The 14,365-nt window shown below is 54.4% G+C and carries 15 protein-coding genes; 7 read left to right on the top strand and 8 right to left on the bottom strand.

Annotation, left to right across the window (positions count from 1 at the left end):
• Nucleotides 1-178: 178 nt before the first annotated feature.
• Nucleotides 179-541 carry a protein YacL gene (gene yacL / locus IB212_RS03845; protein ID WP_041911228.1) on the top strand — a complete coding sequence of 121 codons (363 nt, stop codon included), beginning with the start codon at nucleotides 179-181 and terminating at the stop codon, nucleotides 539-541.
• A gap of 31 nt (nucleotides 542-572) precedes the next feature.
• Here yacL and speD read toward each other — a convergent pair whose 3' ends face one another.
• The 3 genes from speD to IB212_RS03860 all read right to left on the bottom strand — a co-directional run bounded on the left by speD (nucleotide 573) and on the right by IB212_RS03860 (nucleotide 2,700).
• Entirely contained in the window at nucleotides 573-1,367 is a 795-nt protein-coding gene (speD, locus tag IB212_RS03850) for an adenosylmethionine decarboxylase (protein WP_041911227.1), read from the bottom strand.
• Entirely contained in the window at nucleotides 1,368-2,237 is an 870-nt protein-coding gene (gene speE / locus IB212_RS03855; protein WP_028015536.1) for a polyamine aminopropyltransferase, read from the bottom strand.
• A gap of 115 nt (nucleotides 2,238-2,352) precedes the next feature.
• Nucleotides 2,353-2,700, bottom strand: coding sequence for a YacC family pilotin-like protein (locus IB212_RS03860; protein ID WP_014882582.1), 348 nt, complete (start codon nucleotides 2,698-2,700; stop codon nucleotides 2,353-2,355).
• A 145-nt stretch (nucleotides 2,701-2,845) separates the two neighbouring features.
• Here IB212_RS03860 and cueO point away from each other — a divergent pair, with 145 nt between their 5' ends.
• Nucleotides 2,846-4,405, top strand: coding sequence for a multicopper oxidase CueO (cueO, locus tag IB212_RS03865; RefSeq protein ID WP_041911226.1), 1,560 nt, complete (start codon nucleotides 2,846-2,848; stop codon nucleotides 4,403-4,405).
• A 74-nt stretch (nucleotides 4,406-4,479) separates the two neighbouring features.
• Here the strand turns inward: cueO and IB212_RS03870 are convergent, their stop codons facing one another.
• A complete protein-coding gene (locus tag IB212_RS03870) occupies nucleotides 4,480-6,870 on the bottom strand; it encodes a glucose/quinate/shikimate family membrane-bound PQQ-dependent dehydrogenase (protein ID WP_188245747.1) in 2,391 nt (796 codons plus the stop codon).
• Between the two features lie 208 nt (nucleotides 6,871-7,078).
• Here IB212_RS03870 and hpt point away from each other — a divergent pair, with 208 nt between their 5' ends.
• Nucleotides 7,079-7,615, top strand: coding sequence for a hypoxanthine phosphoribosyltransferase (hpt, locus tag IB212_RS03875; protein WP_008501948.1), 537 nt, complete (start codon nucleotides 7,079-7,081; stop codon nucleotides 7,613-7,615).
• 91 nt (nucleotides 7,616-7,706) lie between these two features.
• On the opposite strand, the gene can is transcribed toward hpt, so the two are convergent.
• A complete protein-coding gene (gene can, locus IB212_RS03880) occupies nucleotides 7,707-8,369 on the bottom strand; it encodes a carbonate dehydratase (RefSeq protein WP_008501947.1) in 663 nt (220 codons plus the stop codon).
• A gap of 107 nt (nucleotides 8,370-8,476) precedes the next feature.
• On the opposite strand from can, the gene IB212_RS03885 reads away from it, so the two are divergent.
• The 4 genes from IB212_RS03885 to IB212_RS03900 all read left to right on the top strand — a co-directional run bounded on the left by IB212_RS03885 (nucleotide 8,477) and on the right by IB212_RS03900 (nucleotide 12,027).
• A complete protein-coding gene (locus tag IB212_RS03885) occupies nucleotides 8,477-9,403 on the top strand; it encodes an ABC transporter ATP-binding protein (protein ID WP_041911223.1) in 927 nt (308 codons plus the stop codon).
• A complete protein-coding gene (locus tag IB212_RS03890) occupies nucleotides 9,400-10,170 on the top strand; it encodes an ABC transporter permease (RefSeq protein ID WP_008501945.1) in 771 nt (256 codons plus the stop codon). Before IB212_RS03885 ends, IB212_RS03890 begins: the two co-directional genes overlap by 4 nt.
• Before the next feature lie 105 nt (nucleotides 10,171-10,275).
• Entirely contained in the window at nucleotides 10,276-10,716 is a 441-nt protein-coding gene (locus IB212_RS03895) for a PTS sugar transporter subunit IIA (protein ID WP_041911222.1), read from the top strand.
• A gap of 63 nt (nucleotides 10,717-10,779) precedes the next feature.
• A complete protein-coding gene (locus IB212_RS03900; protein WP_047363486.1) occupies nucleotides 10,780-12,027 on the top strand; it encodes a polysaccharide deacetylase family protein in 1,248 nt (415 codons plus the stop codon).
• Nucleotide 12,028: 1 nt separating this feature from the next.
• Here the strand turns inward: IB212_RS03900 and IB212_RS03905 are convergent, their stop codons facing one another.
• The 3 genes from IB212_RS03905 to IB212_RS03915 form a co-directional block, all read right to left on the bottom strand.
• Nucleotides 12,029-13,147, bottom strand: a complete 1,119-nt coding sequence (locus IB212_RS03905) for a fimbrial protein (protein WP_157844798.1) — start codon at nucleotides 13,145-13,147, stop codon at nucleotides 12,029-12,031.
• 24 nt (nucleotides 13,148-13,171) lie between these two features.
• Nucleotides 13,172-13,672, bottom strand: a complete 501-nt coding sequence (locus IB212_RS03910; RefSeq protein WP_041911219.1) for a fimbrial-like protein — start codon at nucleotides 13,670-13,672, stop codon at nucleotides 13,172-13,174.
• Between the two features lie 125 nt (nucleotides 13,673-13,797).
• A complete protein-coding gene (locus IB212_RS03915) occupies nucleotides 13,798-14,358 on the bottom strand; it encodes a fimbrial protein (RefSeq protein ID WP_045631169.1) in 561 nt (186 codons plus the stop codon).
• Nucleotides 14,359-14,365 lie beyond the last annotated feature (7 nt).

Below are 14,365 nucleotides of genomic sequence, written 5' to 3' on the forward strand. Positions count from 1 at the left end.
TCTCTACGAGACGGTTTTTAGTGTTTGCACCCTCTCCCGTGGGAGAGGGACGGGGTGAGGGCATCAGGCCGCAGGGCCTTGCTCTCACCTTTTTATTTTCATTCCTCCCACCTCTCCCGCTTTTTTTCTTTCCCTCTGCTGCGATAATTACCCTAATGGCTTTGCAGAGGAAAACGCTATGGATTACGAATTTTTGCGCGACATCACTGGCGTGGTGAAAGTGCGCATGTCGATGGGGCACGAAGCCGTTGGACACTGGTTTAACGAAGAGGTGAAAGAAAATCTCGCCCTTCTTGATGAAGTCGAACAGGCGGCAAATACGGTGAAAGGCAGTGAGCGCTCCTGGCAACGTGCCGGGCATGAGTACACCCTGTGGATGGATGGCGAAGAGGTGATGGTGCGCGCCAACCAGCTTGAGTTTTCAGGGGATGAGATGGAAGAGGGGATGAGCTACTACGACGAAGAGAGCCTGTCGCTGTGCGGCGTGGAAGACTTCCTGCAGGTAGTGAATGCCTATCGTGAGTTCATGAAACAGAAGTAACTCCCCGAAGCGTCCCTGCTCCGGGCAACACTTACACGGCCGGAATATTGCGGCCGTAGTAGATTTCGCGCATTTCTTTCCAGAGCAGGTCGGTGATGACCTTGCGCTCTTCTTCACTTAAATCTTCCGGTTTCGTGTGGAACATGTAGTGCTTAAGGTCGAACTCCTTAAGCATCATCTTGGTATGGAAGATGTTTTCCTGGTACACGTTCACGTCCATCATGTCATACAGCGATTTCATATCCTCAGACATAAAGTTCTGAATGGAGTTGATCTCGTGGTCGATGAAGTGCTTCATGCCGTTGATATCACGGGTAAAACCGCGCACGCGATAATCAATCGTGACGATGTCCGATTCCAGCTGGTGGATTAAATAGTTCAGCGCGTTCAGCGGGGAAATCACGCCGCAGGTCGACACTTCAATATCCGCGCGGAACGTGCACAGCCCGCCTTCCGGGTGGCTTTCCGGGTAGGTGTGAACGCAGATATGGCTTTTGTCGAGGTGGGCGACGACCACTTCCGGCAGCGGACCCGGGTGTTCAGTTTTGTCGATAAGCTTCGGGTCGACCGGCTCTTCGCTGACCAGAATGGTGACGCTGGCACCCTGGGGCTCATAATCCTGTCGGGCGATGTTCAGAATATTGGCACCGATGATCGAGCAGGTTTCTGACAGGATCTCGGTCAGACGGTTGGCGTTGTAGAGTTCATCGATATAGGCGATGTAACCATCGCGTTCTTCCGCTGTTTTGGCATAGCAGATATCGTAAATACAAAAACTCAGGCTTTTGGTCAGGTTGTTAAAGCCATGTAGTTTAAGCTTTTTCAATTAGCTCACCCCCTTAGTGGATAATGCGTCTTGCAGGTACTGCGGCAGAGCAAACGCTGCGGTATGAATAGCCGGATTGTAGTAGCGGCACGTGAGCCCGGCCTGATGGAAGCGGGCCTGGATAATTTCGGTAGAGAGATGACGCAGCACGTCGTTGTCCGTTGCCCATGCAAAGGTCATGATCCCGCCGTAATAGGTTGGAATCGCCGCCTGATAGAAGCTGACGTCACCGAAATAGGTGCTGAGCTTGCGATGGCTGTCGAGGGCTTCATCCTGCTGCAGGAAGCAGACGCCATTTTGTGCGACGAAGATACCGCCAGGGTTCAGGCAGCGCTTGCAGCCTTCGTAGAACGAGGAGGTAAACAGCGACGCGCCAGGGCCGATGGGGTCGGTACAGTCAGAGATAATCACGTCGAAGGTCTGCGTGGTCTGGTTAACAAAGTTAACGCCGTCGTCGATAACCAGATTAAAGCGCGGATCGTCATAGCTGCCGGCATTATGGTTGGGCAGGTACTGGCGGCAGAAAGAGACCACGCCCGCATCGATCTCAACCATGGTGATGGTTTCAATGGAACGATGACGTGAAACCTCGCGCAGCATTGCGCCGTCGCCGCCGCCGATAATCAGAACATGCTTCGCGTGTCCGTGGGCCAGCAGCGGAACGTGGGTCATCATCTCATGATAGATAAACTCGTCGCGCTCGGTCGTTTGCACGACGCCATCCAGGGCCATCACGCGGCCAAAGGCGGCGTTTTCGAAGATGATCAGATCCTGGTGATCCGTTTTCTCATGATAGAGCACGTTATCAACGGCAAAGTACTGACCAAACTGGTCATGCAGTGTTTCATGCCACAACGTGTGGTCGGCCATACGCGGACTCCTCCTTTGTTAACATCCGTAACGCTCACAAAAAATGAGCGAAACATGATAGCTAACTATAACCGTGGTTGCACGGGTATAGGTTGAACAGGGGGCGTCGGGAGGGTTATTTCACGTAGGCGAGCAGGCTGAGCGAATCGCGGGCCAGCGCTTTGCATTTTTTAGCCGTGGGAATGCCAATACCGCTCAAGTCACGGTAGCTGTCTTCACCGAGCGCCTTCATGTCAAAGCTGTCGTAATTGCTGAGATCCCACTGGTTCTGCTGGGCGAAAAAGACCAGCGCGCGGCGAATTTGCCCGTTGGGTAAATTCTGGTAGCCACAATCATTTTTCAGGAATACAAAAACCGCCGTTAAATCGGCCATATCTTCCGCTTCATTTTCACTGAGCGCATAGCTGTTCGCACACATTGCCATCAGGCTTCCGAACAAAATTGTCCTGAAAAACGTCTTCATTGCTTCTACCACTTCTTCACGGAAAATTAACGTTAGCACACTTGATGCCAGTGCGACGATCTTTATTATTGCCGCGTTACTTGACCTTCCGGTAAGGGGAGGGTTTATGCTCAAAAGATCGCCTGCTGGAAATAAGGAAATGAACATGCAACGTCGTGATTTTTTAAAATATTCCGCTGTGCTGGGGGTTGCCAGCGCATTACCACTCTGGAGCCGCGCGGTTTTTGCGGCTGAAAGGCCTGCCTTACCCATTCCTGACTTACTGACCGCAGACGCCCGTAGCCGTATTCAACTCGTTGTTCAGGCCGGTAAAACCTCCTTCGGCGGGCACAGCGCTACTACCTGGGGCTACAACGGCAATCTGCTCGGCCCGGCACTTCAGTTACGCAAAGGGAAAGCGGTGACGGTGGATATCCACAATACGCTTGCCGAGGAGACCACGCTGCACTGGCACGGGCTGGAAGTTCCGGGCGAAGTGGATGGTGGTCCCCAGGGCGTTATCAAGCCTGGGGGTAAACGCAGCGTAACCTTTACCCCTGACCAGCGGGCGGCAACCTGCTGGTTCCACCCGCATCAGCATGGCAAAACGGGCCATCAGGTGGCAATGGGGCTGGCCGGACTGGTGTTGATTGAGGATGACGAAAGCCGTCTCCTGTGCCTGCCAAAACAGTGGGGTATCGACGATGTGCCGGTGATTGTGCAGGACAAAAAATTCAGCGCGGACGGGCAGATTGACTACCAGCTGGACGTGATGAGCGCGGCGGTCGGCTGGTTTGGCGATACGCTGCTGGCCAACGGTGCGATCTATCCGCAGCACGCCGCCCCGAAAGGCTGGCTGCGCCTGCGCTTGCTTAACGGCTGTAACGCCCGCTCGTTGAACTTCGCCACCAGCGATAAGCGCCCGCTTTACGTGGTGGCAAGCGATGGCGGCCTGCTGCCAGAACCGGTAAAAGTAAGCGAGCTGCCGATGCTGATGGGCGAACGCTTCGAAGTGCTGGTGGACATCAGCGACGGCAAGCCGTTTGACCTGGTAACGCTGCCTGTCAGCCAGATGGGGATGGCAGTGGCGCCGTTTGATAAACCGCATCCGGTGCTGCGCATTCAGCCGCTAAAGGTCACGGCCTCCGGTACGCTGCCGGACACCTTAGCCACGCTGCCAGCTCTCCCGTCGCTGGATGGGCTCACGCAGCGTAAGCTTCAGCTCTCCATGGACCCGATGCTCGACATGATGGGCATGCAGGCGCTGATGAAAAAGTATGGCAATCAGGCCATGGCGGGAATGCACCACGGCCAGATGATGGGCCACATGAATATGGATCACGGCAAAATGGGCGGTATGGATCACGGCGGTCACGGGTTCGATTTCCACAACGCCAACAAGATCAACGGCAAAGCGTTCGATATGAACACGCCGATGTTTGCCGCCACGAAGGGGCAGTTTGAGCGCTGGGTGGTTTCAGGGGAAGGGGACATGATGCTGCACCCGTTCCATATCCACGGCACGCAGTTCCGTATTCTGTCTGAGAACGGTAAAGCGCCGGAAGCGCATCGAGCAGGCTGGAAAGATACGGTGAGAGTGGAGGGCGGCGTCAGCGAGGTGCTGGTGAAGTTCGACCACGAAGCGCCTGAAGAGTTTGCCTATATGGCGCACTGTCATCTGCTGGAGCATGAAGATACGGGGATGATGCTCGGTTTTACCGTATAAAAAAAGCCGGGTGGCGGCTTCGCCTTACCCGGCCTGGATTGCTAAATACGGCAACTTTCGTTGCCGTTTTGCTTTTATTTGCCTTCGTCCGGCAGTGCATACGCGACAATATAGTCGCCCATCTTCGTACCAAACGAACCGTGACCACCCGCAGAAATGACAACGTACTGCTTGCCATTCACTTCATAGGTCATCGGCGTTGCCTGTCCACCGGCCGGCAGACGGCCTTGCCACAGTTTTTCACCGTTGGTCATGTTGTACGCGCGCAGGTAGTTATCTGCGGTTGCCGCGATGAACAGCACGTTACCGGCTGTGGAGATTGGACCACCCAGCATTGGCATACCCATATTGAACGGCACCGGAACCGGCATCGGGAACGGCATGCTGTCCTGCGGGGTACCAATACGTTTTTTCCAGACGATCTGGTTGGTTTTCAGATCCAGACCGGAGATGTAACCCCAGGCAGGCTGTTTACACGGCAGACCAAACGGAGACAGGAACGGGTTCAGGGTAACGCCAAACGGTACGCCATACTGCGGCTGGATACCGGCTTCGGTCCCGCTGCCTTTCGCGTCTTTCGGCTGCTCCATCGGGTTACCCGGACCGCGTGGGATCAGACGGGAAACGAACGGCAGCGCCATTGGGTTGGCAATCGCCACCTGACGGTTAGGGTCGACGGAAATACCGCCCCACTCAAACATTCCCAGGTTGCCCGGGAAGACCAGCGTACCCTGCTCAGACGGCGGCGTGAAGATGCCTTCATAGCGCAGCTGATGGAACATCACGCGACACACCAGCTGGTCAAACATGGTGGCACCCCACATGTCTGCACCGCTGAGGTCTTTCTTCGGACGGAAGCTCAGGTCAGAGAACGGCTGGGTTTTGCTGACGTAGTCGCCTTTGGCCGCACCCTGCGGAACCGGTTTTTCCGGGGCAGGCACAACCAGCTTACCGTTGCTGCGATCCAGCACGAAGATGTTGCCGGTTTTAGCCGGAGCGTAAATGACCGGCACGGTTTTGCCGTTAACGGTAATGTCCGCCAGCGTCGGCTGGGACGGCATATCCATATCCCACAGATCGTGGTGAACGGTCTGGTAGCTCCAGGCCAGCTTACCGGTAGTCGCGTTCAGCGCCACGATAGCGCTCGCATAACGTTCCTGCTCCGGCGTGCGGTTACCGCCCCAGATATCTGGCGTGGTCACGCCCATCGGCAGGTAGACCAGGTCCAGCTTCGCGTCATACGCCGCTGGCGCCCAGGAGTTTGGCGAGTTAAAGGTAAAGGTGTGCTCGTCAGACGGGATCGCGTTCGGATCTTTCGCACCCGGGTCGAAGGCCCACAGCAGTTTACCGGTGTTCACGTCGAAACCACGGATAACGCCGGAGGTTTCGCGGGTGGAGAAGTTATCCGTTACCGAACCGGCAATCACGATGGTTTTATCGGTGATGATTGGCGGTGAGGTTGGCTCATACAGACCCGGCGTGGTGTCCGGCATGTTGGTCTGAAGATTCAGGATACCTTTGTTGGCGAAGGTTTCACACAGCTTGCCCGTTTCGGCATTGATGGCGAACAGACGACCATCGTTCACCGGCAGCATGATGCGGCGAGGACAGTCGGCAATGACTTCCGGGCTCGCATTATCCGGGCGCGCTTCGTGATAAGAGACGCCACGACAGGTCACGTGCTGGAACGACGGGTTGGAGTTCAGCTGCGGATCGAAGTGCCATTTCTCTTTACCGGTGGCCGCGTCGAGCGCGAACAGACGCTGGTGCGCCGTACACAGATAAAGCATATCGCCGACTTTAATTGGCGTCACTTCGTTGGTCAGTTCACCGGGATCGTTCGGCATCTTCAGGTCGCCGGTACGGAATACCCAGGCTTCTTTCAGGTTCTTAACGTTGTCCGCGTTGATCTGCTTCAGCGGAGAGTAGCGCTGACCTTCCTGGTTGCGGCCATAGGCAGGCCAGTCGCCGTCAGCAACCTGAGAGATCGCCGCCGCAGGCGTCGATTCTGCGTTCAGCGTACCGTTGATCTCCTGCGGGTCGTTGAAGCCAGCCCAGGTCAGGATACCGCCGCTGATTAACAGCGCTACCACCAGCGCCGTGACCGCACCGCTGGACGGCACAATCAGGCGACGCCAGACGAACGGCAGGATCAGCCAGATGCCGAAGAAGACCAGGATGTCACTGCGCGGCGTCAGCGCCCAGAAGTCGAAGCCGACTTCCCAGACGCCCCAGATCATGGTGGCAAGAAGGAGTGCGGCATACAGCCACAGTGCAGATTGTTTTCTACGCCAGAGCAGGACGGTTACGCCAAGCATAACCAGGCCCGCAATCGGGTAGTACCAGGAGCCGCCGATCGCGACCAGCCAGACGCCACCGATTAACAGGTACAGGCCGCAGAAGGCGGCGAATAACGCTGTTAGTGTCACCAGTAGACGCGGCTGTTTAGAGTTTGTTTCAGCCATAGAAAGTGTACTCGTCAGTTTTTGTTAATAATTTGCTAGCAACTAATTATAGGTATTAACAAGTGTGATCGGAATCACAATATTTGCTTTTTATAACTCATACGCCAGGGTTATCCATTTGCTGATATAATGGCTGGCTTGCGTATCAGTGCTGGATATTAACTCATCCGTATTGAGAGATTTTCATTAAAATCATTTGGTTAGTAATATGAAACATACTGTTGAAGTGATGATCCCGGAAGCCGAGATCAAAGCGCGTATCGCCGAACTGGGTCGTCAAATCACCGAACATTACAAGGACAGCGGCAGCGAAATGGTGCTGGTCGGTCTGTTGCGTGGCTCTTTCATGTTCATGGCAGACCTGTGCCGTGAGGTGCATGTGCCCCATGAGGTCGATTTTATGACCGCCTCCAGCTACGGCAGCGGCATGTCCACCACCCGTGATGTGAAAATCCTGAAAGATCTGGATGAAGATATTCGTGGCAAAGATGTGTTGATCGTTGAGGACATCATTGACTCCGGCAACACCCTGTCAAAAGTGCGCGAGATCCTGAGCCTGCGTGAGCCAAAATCGCTGGCGATTTGCACCCTGCTGGATAAGCCTGACCGCCGTGAAGTGCAGGTGCCGGTGGAGTTTGTTGGTTTCTCTATCCCGGACGAGTTCGTCGTCGGTTACGGTATTGACTACGCGCAGCGTTATCGTCATCTGCCATACGTTGGGAAAGTGGTATTGCTGGACGAGTAATTGCGGTTTGTTGCCCGGTGGCGCTGCGCTTACCGGGCCTACGAATGGTTACATGTAGGCCGGGTAAGGCGCAGCCGCCACCCGGCTTTGTTTATTTATGGTTTACGTGCTTAAGCTGAAGGTTGGCAATGCCTGAACGGTAACGCTGCTCCAGCGTTTCGCGGTTGGTGGCGGTCACTTCCAGGTTGCGCAGCAGACCATCATGAATACCGTACGCCCAGCCGTGGATCGAGACCTTCTGCCCGCGCTTCCACGCCGATTGCATGATCGTTGAGTGGCCAAGGTTATACACCTGCTCCATCACGTTGAGTTCGCACAGGGTATCCATGCGGCGCTCCTGCGGCATTTCGCCCAGCAGTGAGCTATGTTTGAACCAGATATCGCGAATGTGGAGCAGCCAGTTATCAATGAGCCCCAGCTCCGTGTTTTCAACCGCCGCCTGCACGCCGCCGCAGCCGTAGTGGCCGCAGATGATGATGTGCTCGACTTGCAGAACGTCAACGGCATACTGAACCACGGAAAGGCAGTTGAGATCGGTATGAATCACCAGGTTGGCAACGTTGCGGTGAACAAACAGTTCGCCGGGCTCGAGGCCGGTCAGGCGCTCGGCAGGTACGCGGCTGTCTGAACAGCCAATCCAGAGAAAGCGCGGGTTCTGGGCTTGTGCGAGTTTTCCAAAAAATCCGGGGTCTTCCTCCACCAGCATTTTTGACCATAGTGCATTATTGCTGATGAGTGTATCTATGTTGTTCATGGAGGTTAGCGACCTGTAACCGAGTAATTGCGTTGCGCTACTATAGGGTAACCCGACTTTTAATGAAACCACACAACGTGTGTCAGAACTGAAGGTAAGTTAATTTCATGGCAATTGCACTGGAGCTTGAGCAGCTTAAAAAAACCTATCCGGGCGGCGTTCAGGCGCTGCGCGGAATAGATCTAAAAGTAGAGGCCGGGGATTTTTACGCGCTTCTGGGGCCGAACGGGGCGGGGAAATCCACCACCATCGGGATCATCAGCTCGCTGGTGAATAAAACGTCCGGACGGGTGAGCGTCTTTGGTTACGACCTGCAAAAAGATGTGGTAAACGCCAAGCGCCAGCTGGGGCTGGTACCGCAGGAGTTCAACTTCAACCCGTTTGAGACGGTGCAGCAGATTGTCGTTAACCAGGCGGGTTATTACGGCGTTGAGCGTAAAGAGGCGCTTGAGCGTAGCGAAAAGTACCTGAAACAGCTCGATCTGTGGGAAAAGCGTAACGAACGTGCGCGGATGTTGTCCGGGGGGATGAAGCGCCGCCTGATGATTGCCCGCGCGCTGATGCACGAGCCGAAGCTGCTAATCCTTGATGAACCCACCGCAGGCGTGGATATCGAACTGCGTCGTTCTATGTGGGGTTTCCTGAAGGATCTGAATGACAAAGGCACCACCATCATCCTGACCACCCACTACCTTGAAGAAGCAGAGATGCTGTGCCGCAACATCGGCATCATTCAGCACGGCGAGCTGGTGGAAAACACCTCGATGAAGAATCTGCTCTCCAAGCTGAAATCCGAAACCTTTATTCTGGATCTGGCGGCGAAAAGCGCCCTGCCGAAGCTGGAAGGGTATCAGTATCGCCTGGTCGATACCTCGACGCTGGAAGTAGAGGTGCTGCGCGAGCAGGGCATTAACAGCGTGTTCTCCCAGCTGAGCGCGCAGGGTATTCAGGTTTTAAGTATGCGTAACAAAGCGAACCGACTGGAAGAGCTGTTTGTCTCTCTGGTGCAGGATAAACAAGGAGACAAGGCATGACGCATCTTTACTGGGTCGCGCTGAAAAGTATCTGGGCGAAAGAGATTAACCGTTTTATGCGCATCTGGGTGCAAACCCTGGTGCCGCCAGTCATCACGATGACGCTCTATTTCATCATCTTCGGTAACCTGATTGGCTCCCGGATTGGTGAGATGCACGGCTTTACTTATATGCAGTTTATCGTGCCGGGGCTGATCATGATGGCGGTGATCACCAACGCCTATGCCAACGTGGCGTCGTCGTTCTTCAGCGCCAAGTTCCAGCGCAATATTGAGGAGTTGCTGGTGGCACCGGTGCCAACGCATGTGATCATTGCCGGTTACGTCGGTGGCGGCGTGGCGCGCGGTCTGTGTGTTGGGATCCTGGTGACGGCCATTTCGCTGTTCTTTGTGCCGTTCCAGGTGCACTCATGGCTTTTCGTGGCTCTGACCCTGCTCCTGACGGCGATCCTCTTCTCGCTGGCCGGTCTGCTGAACGCCGTGTTTGCCAAAACGTTTGACGACATCAGCCTGATCCCGACCTTCGTGCTGACGCCGCTGACCTATCTCGGCGGGGTGTTCTACTCCCTGACGCTGCTGCCGCCGTTCTGGCAGGCGCTGTCGCACCTGAACCCGATCGTCTACATGATCAGCGGTTTCCGCTTTGGCTTCCTCGGCATCACCGATGTGCCGCTGTTTACCACGGTGGCGGTGCTGGTAGTGTTCATCATCGTCTTCTACCTGCTGTGCTGGTATCTGATCCAGCGCGGACGTGGGCTGCGTAGCTAACCTTCTGCCCGGTGACGTTCTGGTTGCCGGGCACTTTCTTTGACAGTTATCACCGTAAACTAACCTTCACCTGGATAAACTACTCGCCTGCTAAGGAGAGACGATATGCTGGGATGGGTTATCACCTGCCACGATGAACACGCGCAGGATATGCTGGATAAGCTTGAAGCTAAATTTGGTCCGCTGGCGCAATGCCGTGCGGTGAATTACTGGCGCGGTTTAAGCACCAACATGCTGAGCCGCATGATGTGCGATGCGCTGCATGAAACCGACACGGGCGATGGCGTGATCTTTCTGACCGATAAGTCCGGCGCGGCGCCTTATCGTTCCGCCGCGCTGTTAAGCCACAAACACGAAAACTGCGAAGTTATTTCCGGCATCAGCTATGCGCTGCTGGAAGCGATGTACCCGCTGCGTGAGACGCTGAGCAGCGCCGAATTTCGCAATACCCTCGTTAATATGCAGGTTCCGGGCTTAAGTAGCCTGTGGCATCAGCAGCAGAAAAACCCGCCTTTCGTCCTGCTTCACGATCTGTATAAGCATTAAACGTTGGTATTGATGTCGCATTTGTTACAATGGCGACTGATTTCCCGTATCGATTTATATCCCATGCTCATGCGCGTTGTTTTCCTGCTGTTACTGCTGATATCCGGCGGCGCATCTGCCAGTCTGATCAGTCAGCAAGGGCTTCCCGCCCGATATATGCAAACCACTGAAGATGCTGCCATTTGGGCTCAGGTAGGTAACGACGTGGTGAACGTCGGCAATATCCGCGCCGGGCAGATCTTAGCCGTTGTTCCCACTGCCGCCGATTATTACGAATTTCGCTTCGGCTTCGGAACCGGATTTATTGATAAAGGACATCTGGATGAGGTGCAGGGAAAACAGCGCGTTGAAGACAGCCTGGGCGATCTGAACAAGCCGCTCAGTAACCAGAACCTGATTACCTGGAAAGATACGCCGGTCTTTAACGCCCCCAGCAGCGGCAGCGCGCCTTTTGGCACGCTAAGCGCCAACCTCCGCTATCCGATCCTGACTAAACTGAAAGATCGCCTGAACCAGACCTGGTATCAGATCCGTATTGGTAACCGCCTGGCATGGATCAGCAGCCTGGATGCGCAGGAAGATAACGGGCTTCCGGTCCTCACCTACCATCATATTTTGCGTGATGAAGAAAACACGCGCTTTCGACATACCTCAACGACCACCAGCGTAAGGGCGTTCAATAACCAGATGGCCTGGCTGCGCGACCAGGGCTACACCACGCTGACGATGTATCAGCTGGAAGGGTATGTGCGTAATAAAATGAACCTGCCCGCTAAGGCGGTGGTGATCACCTTTGATGATGGCCTGAAATCGGTCAGCCGCTATGCGTACCCTGTTCTGAAAGAATATGGCTTCAACGCCACGGCGTTTATCATTTCGTCACGTATCAAAGGCCATGCGCAGAAGTGGGATCCTAAATCACTGCAGTTTATGAGCGTCCAGGAGATCAAGAGTATCCAGGATGTCTTTGACATTCAGTCTCACACCCACTTTCTGCATCGCGTGGATGGGTATAAACACCCCATATTATTGAGCCGCAGCTATCATGTGATCCTGTTTGATTTTGAGCGCTCCCGCCGCGCGCTGGCGCAGTTCAACCCGCGGGTGCTTTATCTGTCGTATCCTTTTGGTGGCTATGACAATAAAGCGATAAAAGCGGCAAACGACGCCGGTTTCCATCTGGCGGTGACCACGGTGAAAGGGAAGGTGAAGCCGGGGGATAATCCGTTCTTACTGAAACGCCTGTATATATTAAGAACGGATTCGCTGGAGACGATGTCGCGGCTGATCAGCAATCAGCCGCAGGGGTAGCTTAATAGTAGGAGAGGTTGATGGTCGCGACGGCTTTAAATTCGCCTGCTTTCATCGGTTTACCGTCTTTTACGAGCTGGGCGGAAAAGTCCATCATGCCGAAATCGGACCCTGGCGCTGTCGCAGTGGTATAACGCGTAAAAGCAAGCCCGTTAGGCGGTAACGGCGTTGAGTTGTAAGCGTAAAGCTGAACCCCCACTCCTTCGGCGCCTCCCGTCAGCGTGTTCCCCAGCAATTCATTCTGTGAACCCGTGGTTTTGTTTGCCTGGAGTTTTACATCCACCGCCCAGACGTTATCGCATCCCAAAATTTGCACCCGGAAATTGGTGGTGCGGGGCGATACGTTAAAGTCAGACATCATGTATTCGCCCAGATCGATGTTATTGCCTTTATCCAGCTGCGCGGTCTGGCAGGTCGACGTCACGATGGGAACCTGGAAGGTTGTGGGTGTGACCATAAATGTCCAGGGTTGGTTATTACTGTCAGTAGGTGTGCCAATCGCCATCTGCCCCAGCGGAAACGATGCCGCGGGCGTAATGTAGCGATTATTATTCCGATTGCCGTTAGCATAGAGGAACTCTCGGGCGTCCTGCCAGATTGTCACTTTAGCTTTCCAGGTTTGATTGTCCCAGTAGTAATCAGGGCCGGGACTAACCAGTGTCGACCAACCGCTAGGTTCCATATTCCCATCACCAAAATAGCCCCCGCCTGCGCTGGAGAATATTTTCACTGAAAATACAACGCCTTCAATATTGGTGGAATAATAGTTACCCATACCGCCGTCAACCTGAGGGCCGCGACCATGAAGGTAGGTATAGTCGTTGGGATCTTTTTCCTTTAACTGCTGTCCATCATTCCCTGCGAATGTACATTTTGATGTTAGCGTCGGGCTAAGGTTGAGTTCGAACGTGGCCAGTTCTCGCATGTTACTCACGCCATCCCAGGCGGCCCAGCGGATGCCCTGTGGATAGCTGCCGTTTACGAGGGTGGTTGTACCGCCCCCACCGTCGGAAAATTTACACTCCTTTGCCCATGCTTGCCCTTGTAAACTTAGCCAGCCTACAAGCGCCATTTTTATAAACGAGAGAAAAGACCAACGTCCTGTCATGTTTCTGAACATTCTCATCCTGTTTCCTGTTCTGATTTATTCATATGTGGCGTTGACCAGCACGCGACTGGTCACTTTTCCGGCGCTGACCGGGCCGAAATTCTGCAAGCGGGCGTAGAAATCATATTCTGTCGCCCATACAGTTTTTGCATTCAATACAACGCTTGAACTGCCATCGGTATTAAGCACGTTGGTATTCAGGTCGGTTGAAAAAATAACCACGCCGGTATTGGCCGCGCCGCCTTCATCAACGGATGTTTCATTAATAAAGATCTGTCGACTATCGGCTGGCCACGTTTTGCTTTGCGGCTGAAAACTGAATTTCAGCCTGTTAACCTGGGTTCCCTCACCTGGGCAACTGTCGACCTTAACCGTAAACGCCGTACCGGAAGCCGCATCGCTCGGCTGCAGACGCGTACTGCCGTCCGCGTTGTAGAACCAGTTTTTGCCTACAATAGGCAGGTGGATCTTGCCATCGCCAGGAATGGAAACCTGACAGGTGTTTTCAACAATATTGGCGTTAAGCGTAACGTCCATGCCTGCCTCTGCGGACAGGCAGGGGGCAGACCAGTGCCAGCTTATAAGCCCGGCCAGAAGCGTATATCTGCCGAAAACTCGTTTTCTATAGGGATGCGACATGACTGCTCTGCCCTTGCTCAGTATTACTGGTAAGTCACAACAAACGTCACCGGCGCGCTGACGTCGCCCGTGGTGACATCGGCGATCGTTTTACCGCTAGCGATAACGATACGCGCGGCCATATCAACATTTGCCGTTGCGCCACTGATGGTAACGTTCTGCACGGGCGTGGTGTTACAGCTCAACAGCGTTCCTGTTCCGGCTGTACCTTTCCACACTTCAAAGCCAGTTTCGTGTCCACCAGCAAAAGAGTCACCCGTTAACGCTGCGCCGGAACAGCTGCCTCCCGTTCCCTTGGTGGCCTGTACGGTTGCAGATTTCACCCCAGCGCAGCCGCTAAAGGCGATTTTAAAAGGTTCACTGCGCGTCTGGGCAACCAGATCGGATTTGAAGACGTCACCAAATGCCAGGGTGCTGATTGGCTGGCCTCCGGCATTCTGGATTTGTGCGGTACAGGTGCCCGCTTCAATGGTGGAGGTGAATGTCGCCTGCACGCTGCTTGTGCCGGTAATGGCATGTGATGCCGCACTAAACAGACCCGCAGAGACAGCCAGTGCAATCAGGGGGAAAGATTTTTTAATCATCGTCGCG

It is taken from the genome of Enterobacter sp. E12 (assembly GCF_014596715.2).
Lineage (GTDB): Bacteria > Pseudomonadota > Gammaproteobacteria > Enterobacterales > Enterobacteriaceae > Enterobacter > Enterobacter bugandensis.

Coding starts and splice junctions, on each gene's coding strand:
- IB212_RS03890 (WP_008501945.1), top strand. CDS start 9,400: ATGACGCATCTTTACTGGGTCGCGCTGAAAAGTATCTGGGCGAAAGAG.
- hpt (WP_008501948.1), top strand. CDS start 7,079: ATGAAACATACTGTTGAAGTGATGATCCCGGAAGCCGAGATCAAAGCG.
- IB212_RS03910 (WP_041911219.1), bottom strand. CDS start 13,672: ATGGACGTTACGCTTAACGCCAATATTGTTGAAAACACCTGTCAGGTT.
- speE (WP_028015536.1), bottom strand. CDS start 2,237: ATGGCCGACCACACGTTGTGGCATGAAACACTGCATGACCAGTTTGGT.
- IB212_RS03915 (WP_045631169.1), bottom strand. CDS start 14,358: ATGATTAAAAAATCTTTCCCCCTGATTGCACTGGCTGTCTCTGCGGGT.
- IB212_RS03895 (WP_041911222.1), top strand. CDS start 10,276: ATGCTGGGATGGGTTATCACCTGCCACGATGAACACGCGCAGGATATG.
- yacL (WP_041911228.1), top strand. CDS start 179: ATGGATTACGAATTTTTGCGCGACATCACTGGCGTGGTGAAAGTGCGC.
- IB212_RS03885 (WP_041911223.1), top strand. CDS start 8,477: ATGGCAATTGCACTGGAGCTTGAGCAGCTTAAAAAAACCTATCCGGGC.
- can (WP_008501947.1), bottom strand. CDS start 8,369: ATGAACAACATAGATACACTCATCAGCAATAATGCACTATGGTCAAAA.
- cueO (WP_041911226.1), top strand. CDS start 2,846: ATGCAACGTCGTGATTTTTTAAAATATTCCGCTGTGCTGGGGGTTGCC.
- IB212_RS03900 (WP_047363486.1), top strand. CDS start 10,780: ATGCTCATGCGCGTTGTTTTCCTGCTGTTACTGCTGATATCCGGCGGC.
- IB212_RS03860 (WP_014882582.1), bottom strand. CDS start 2,700: ATGAAGACGTTTTTCAGGACAATTTTGTTCGGAAGCCTGATGGCAATG.
- IB212_RS03870 (WP_188245747.1), bottom strand. CDS start 6,870: ATGGCTGAAACAAACTCTAAACAGCCGCGTCTACTGGTGACACTAACA.
- IB212_RS03905 (WP_157844798.1), bottom strand. CDS start 13,147: ATGTTCAGAAACATGACAGGACGTTGGTCTTTTCTCTCGTTTATAAAA.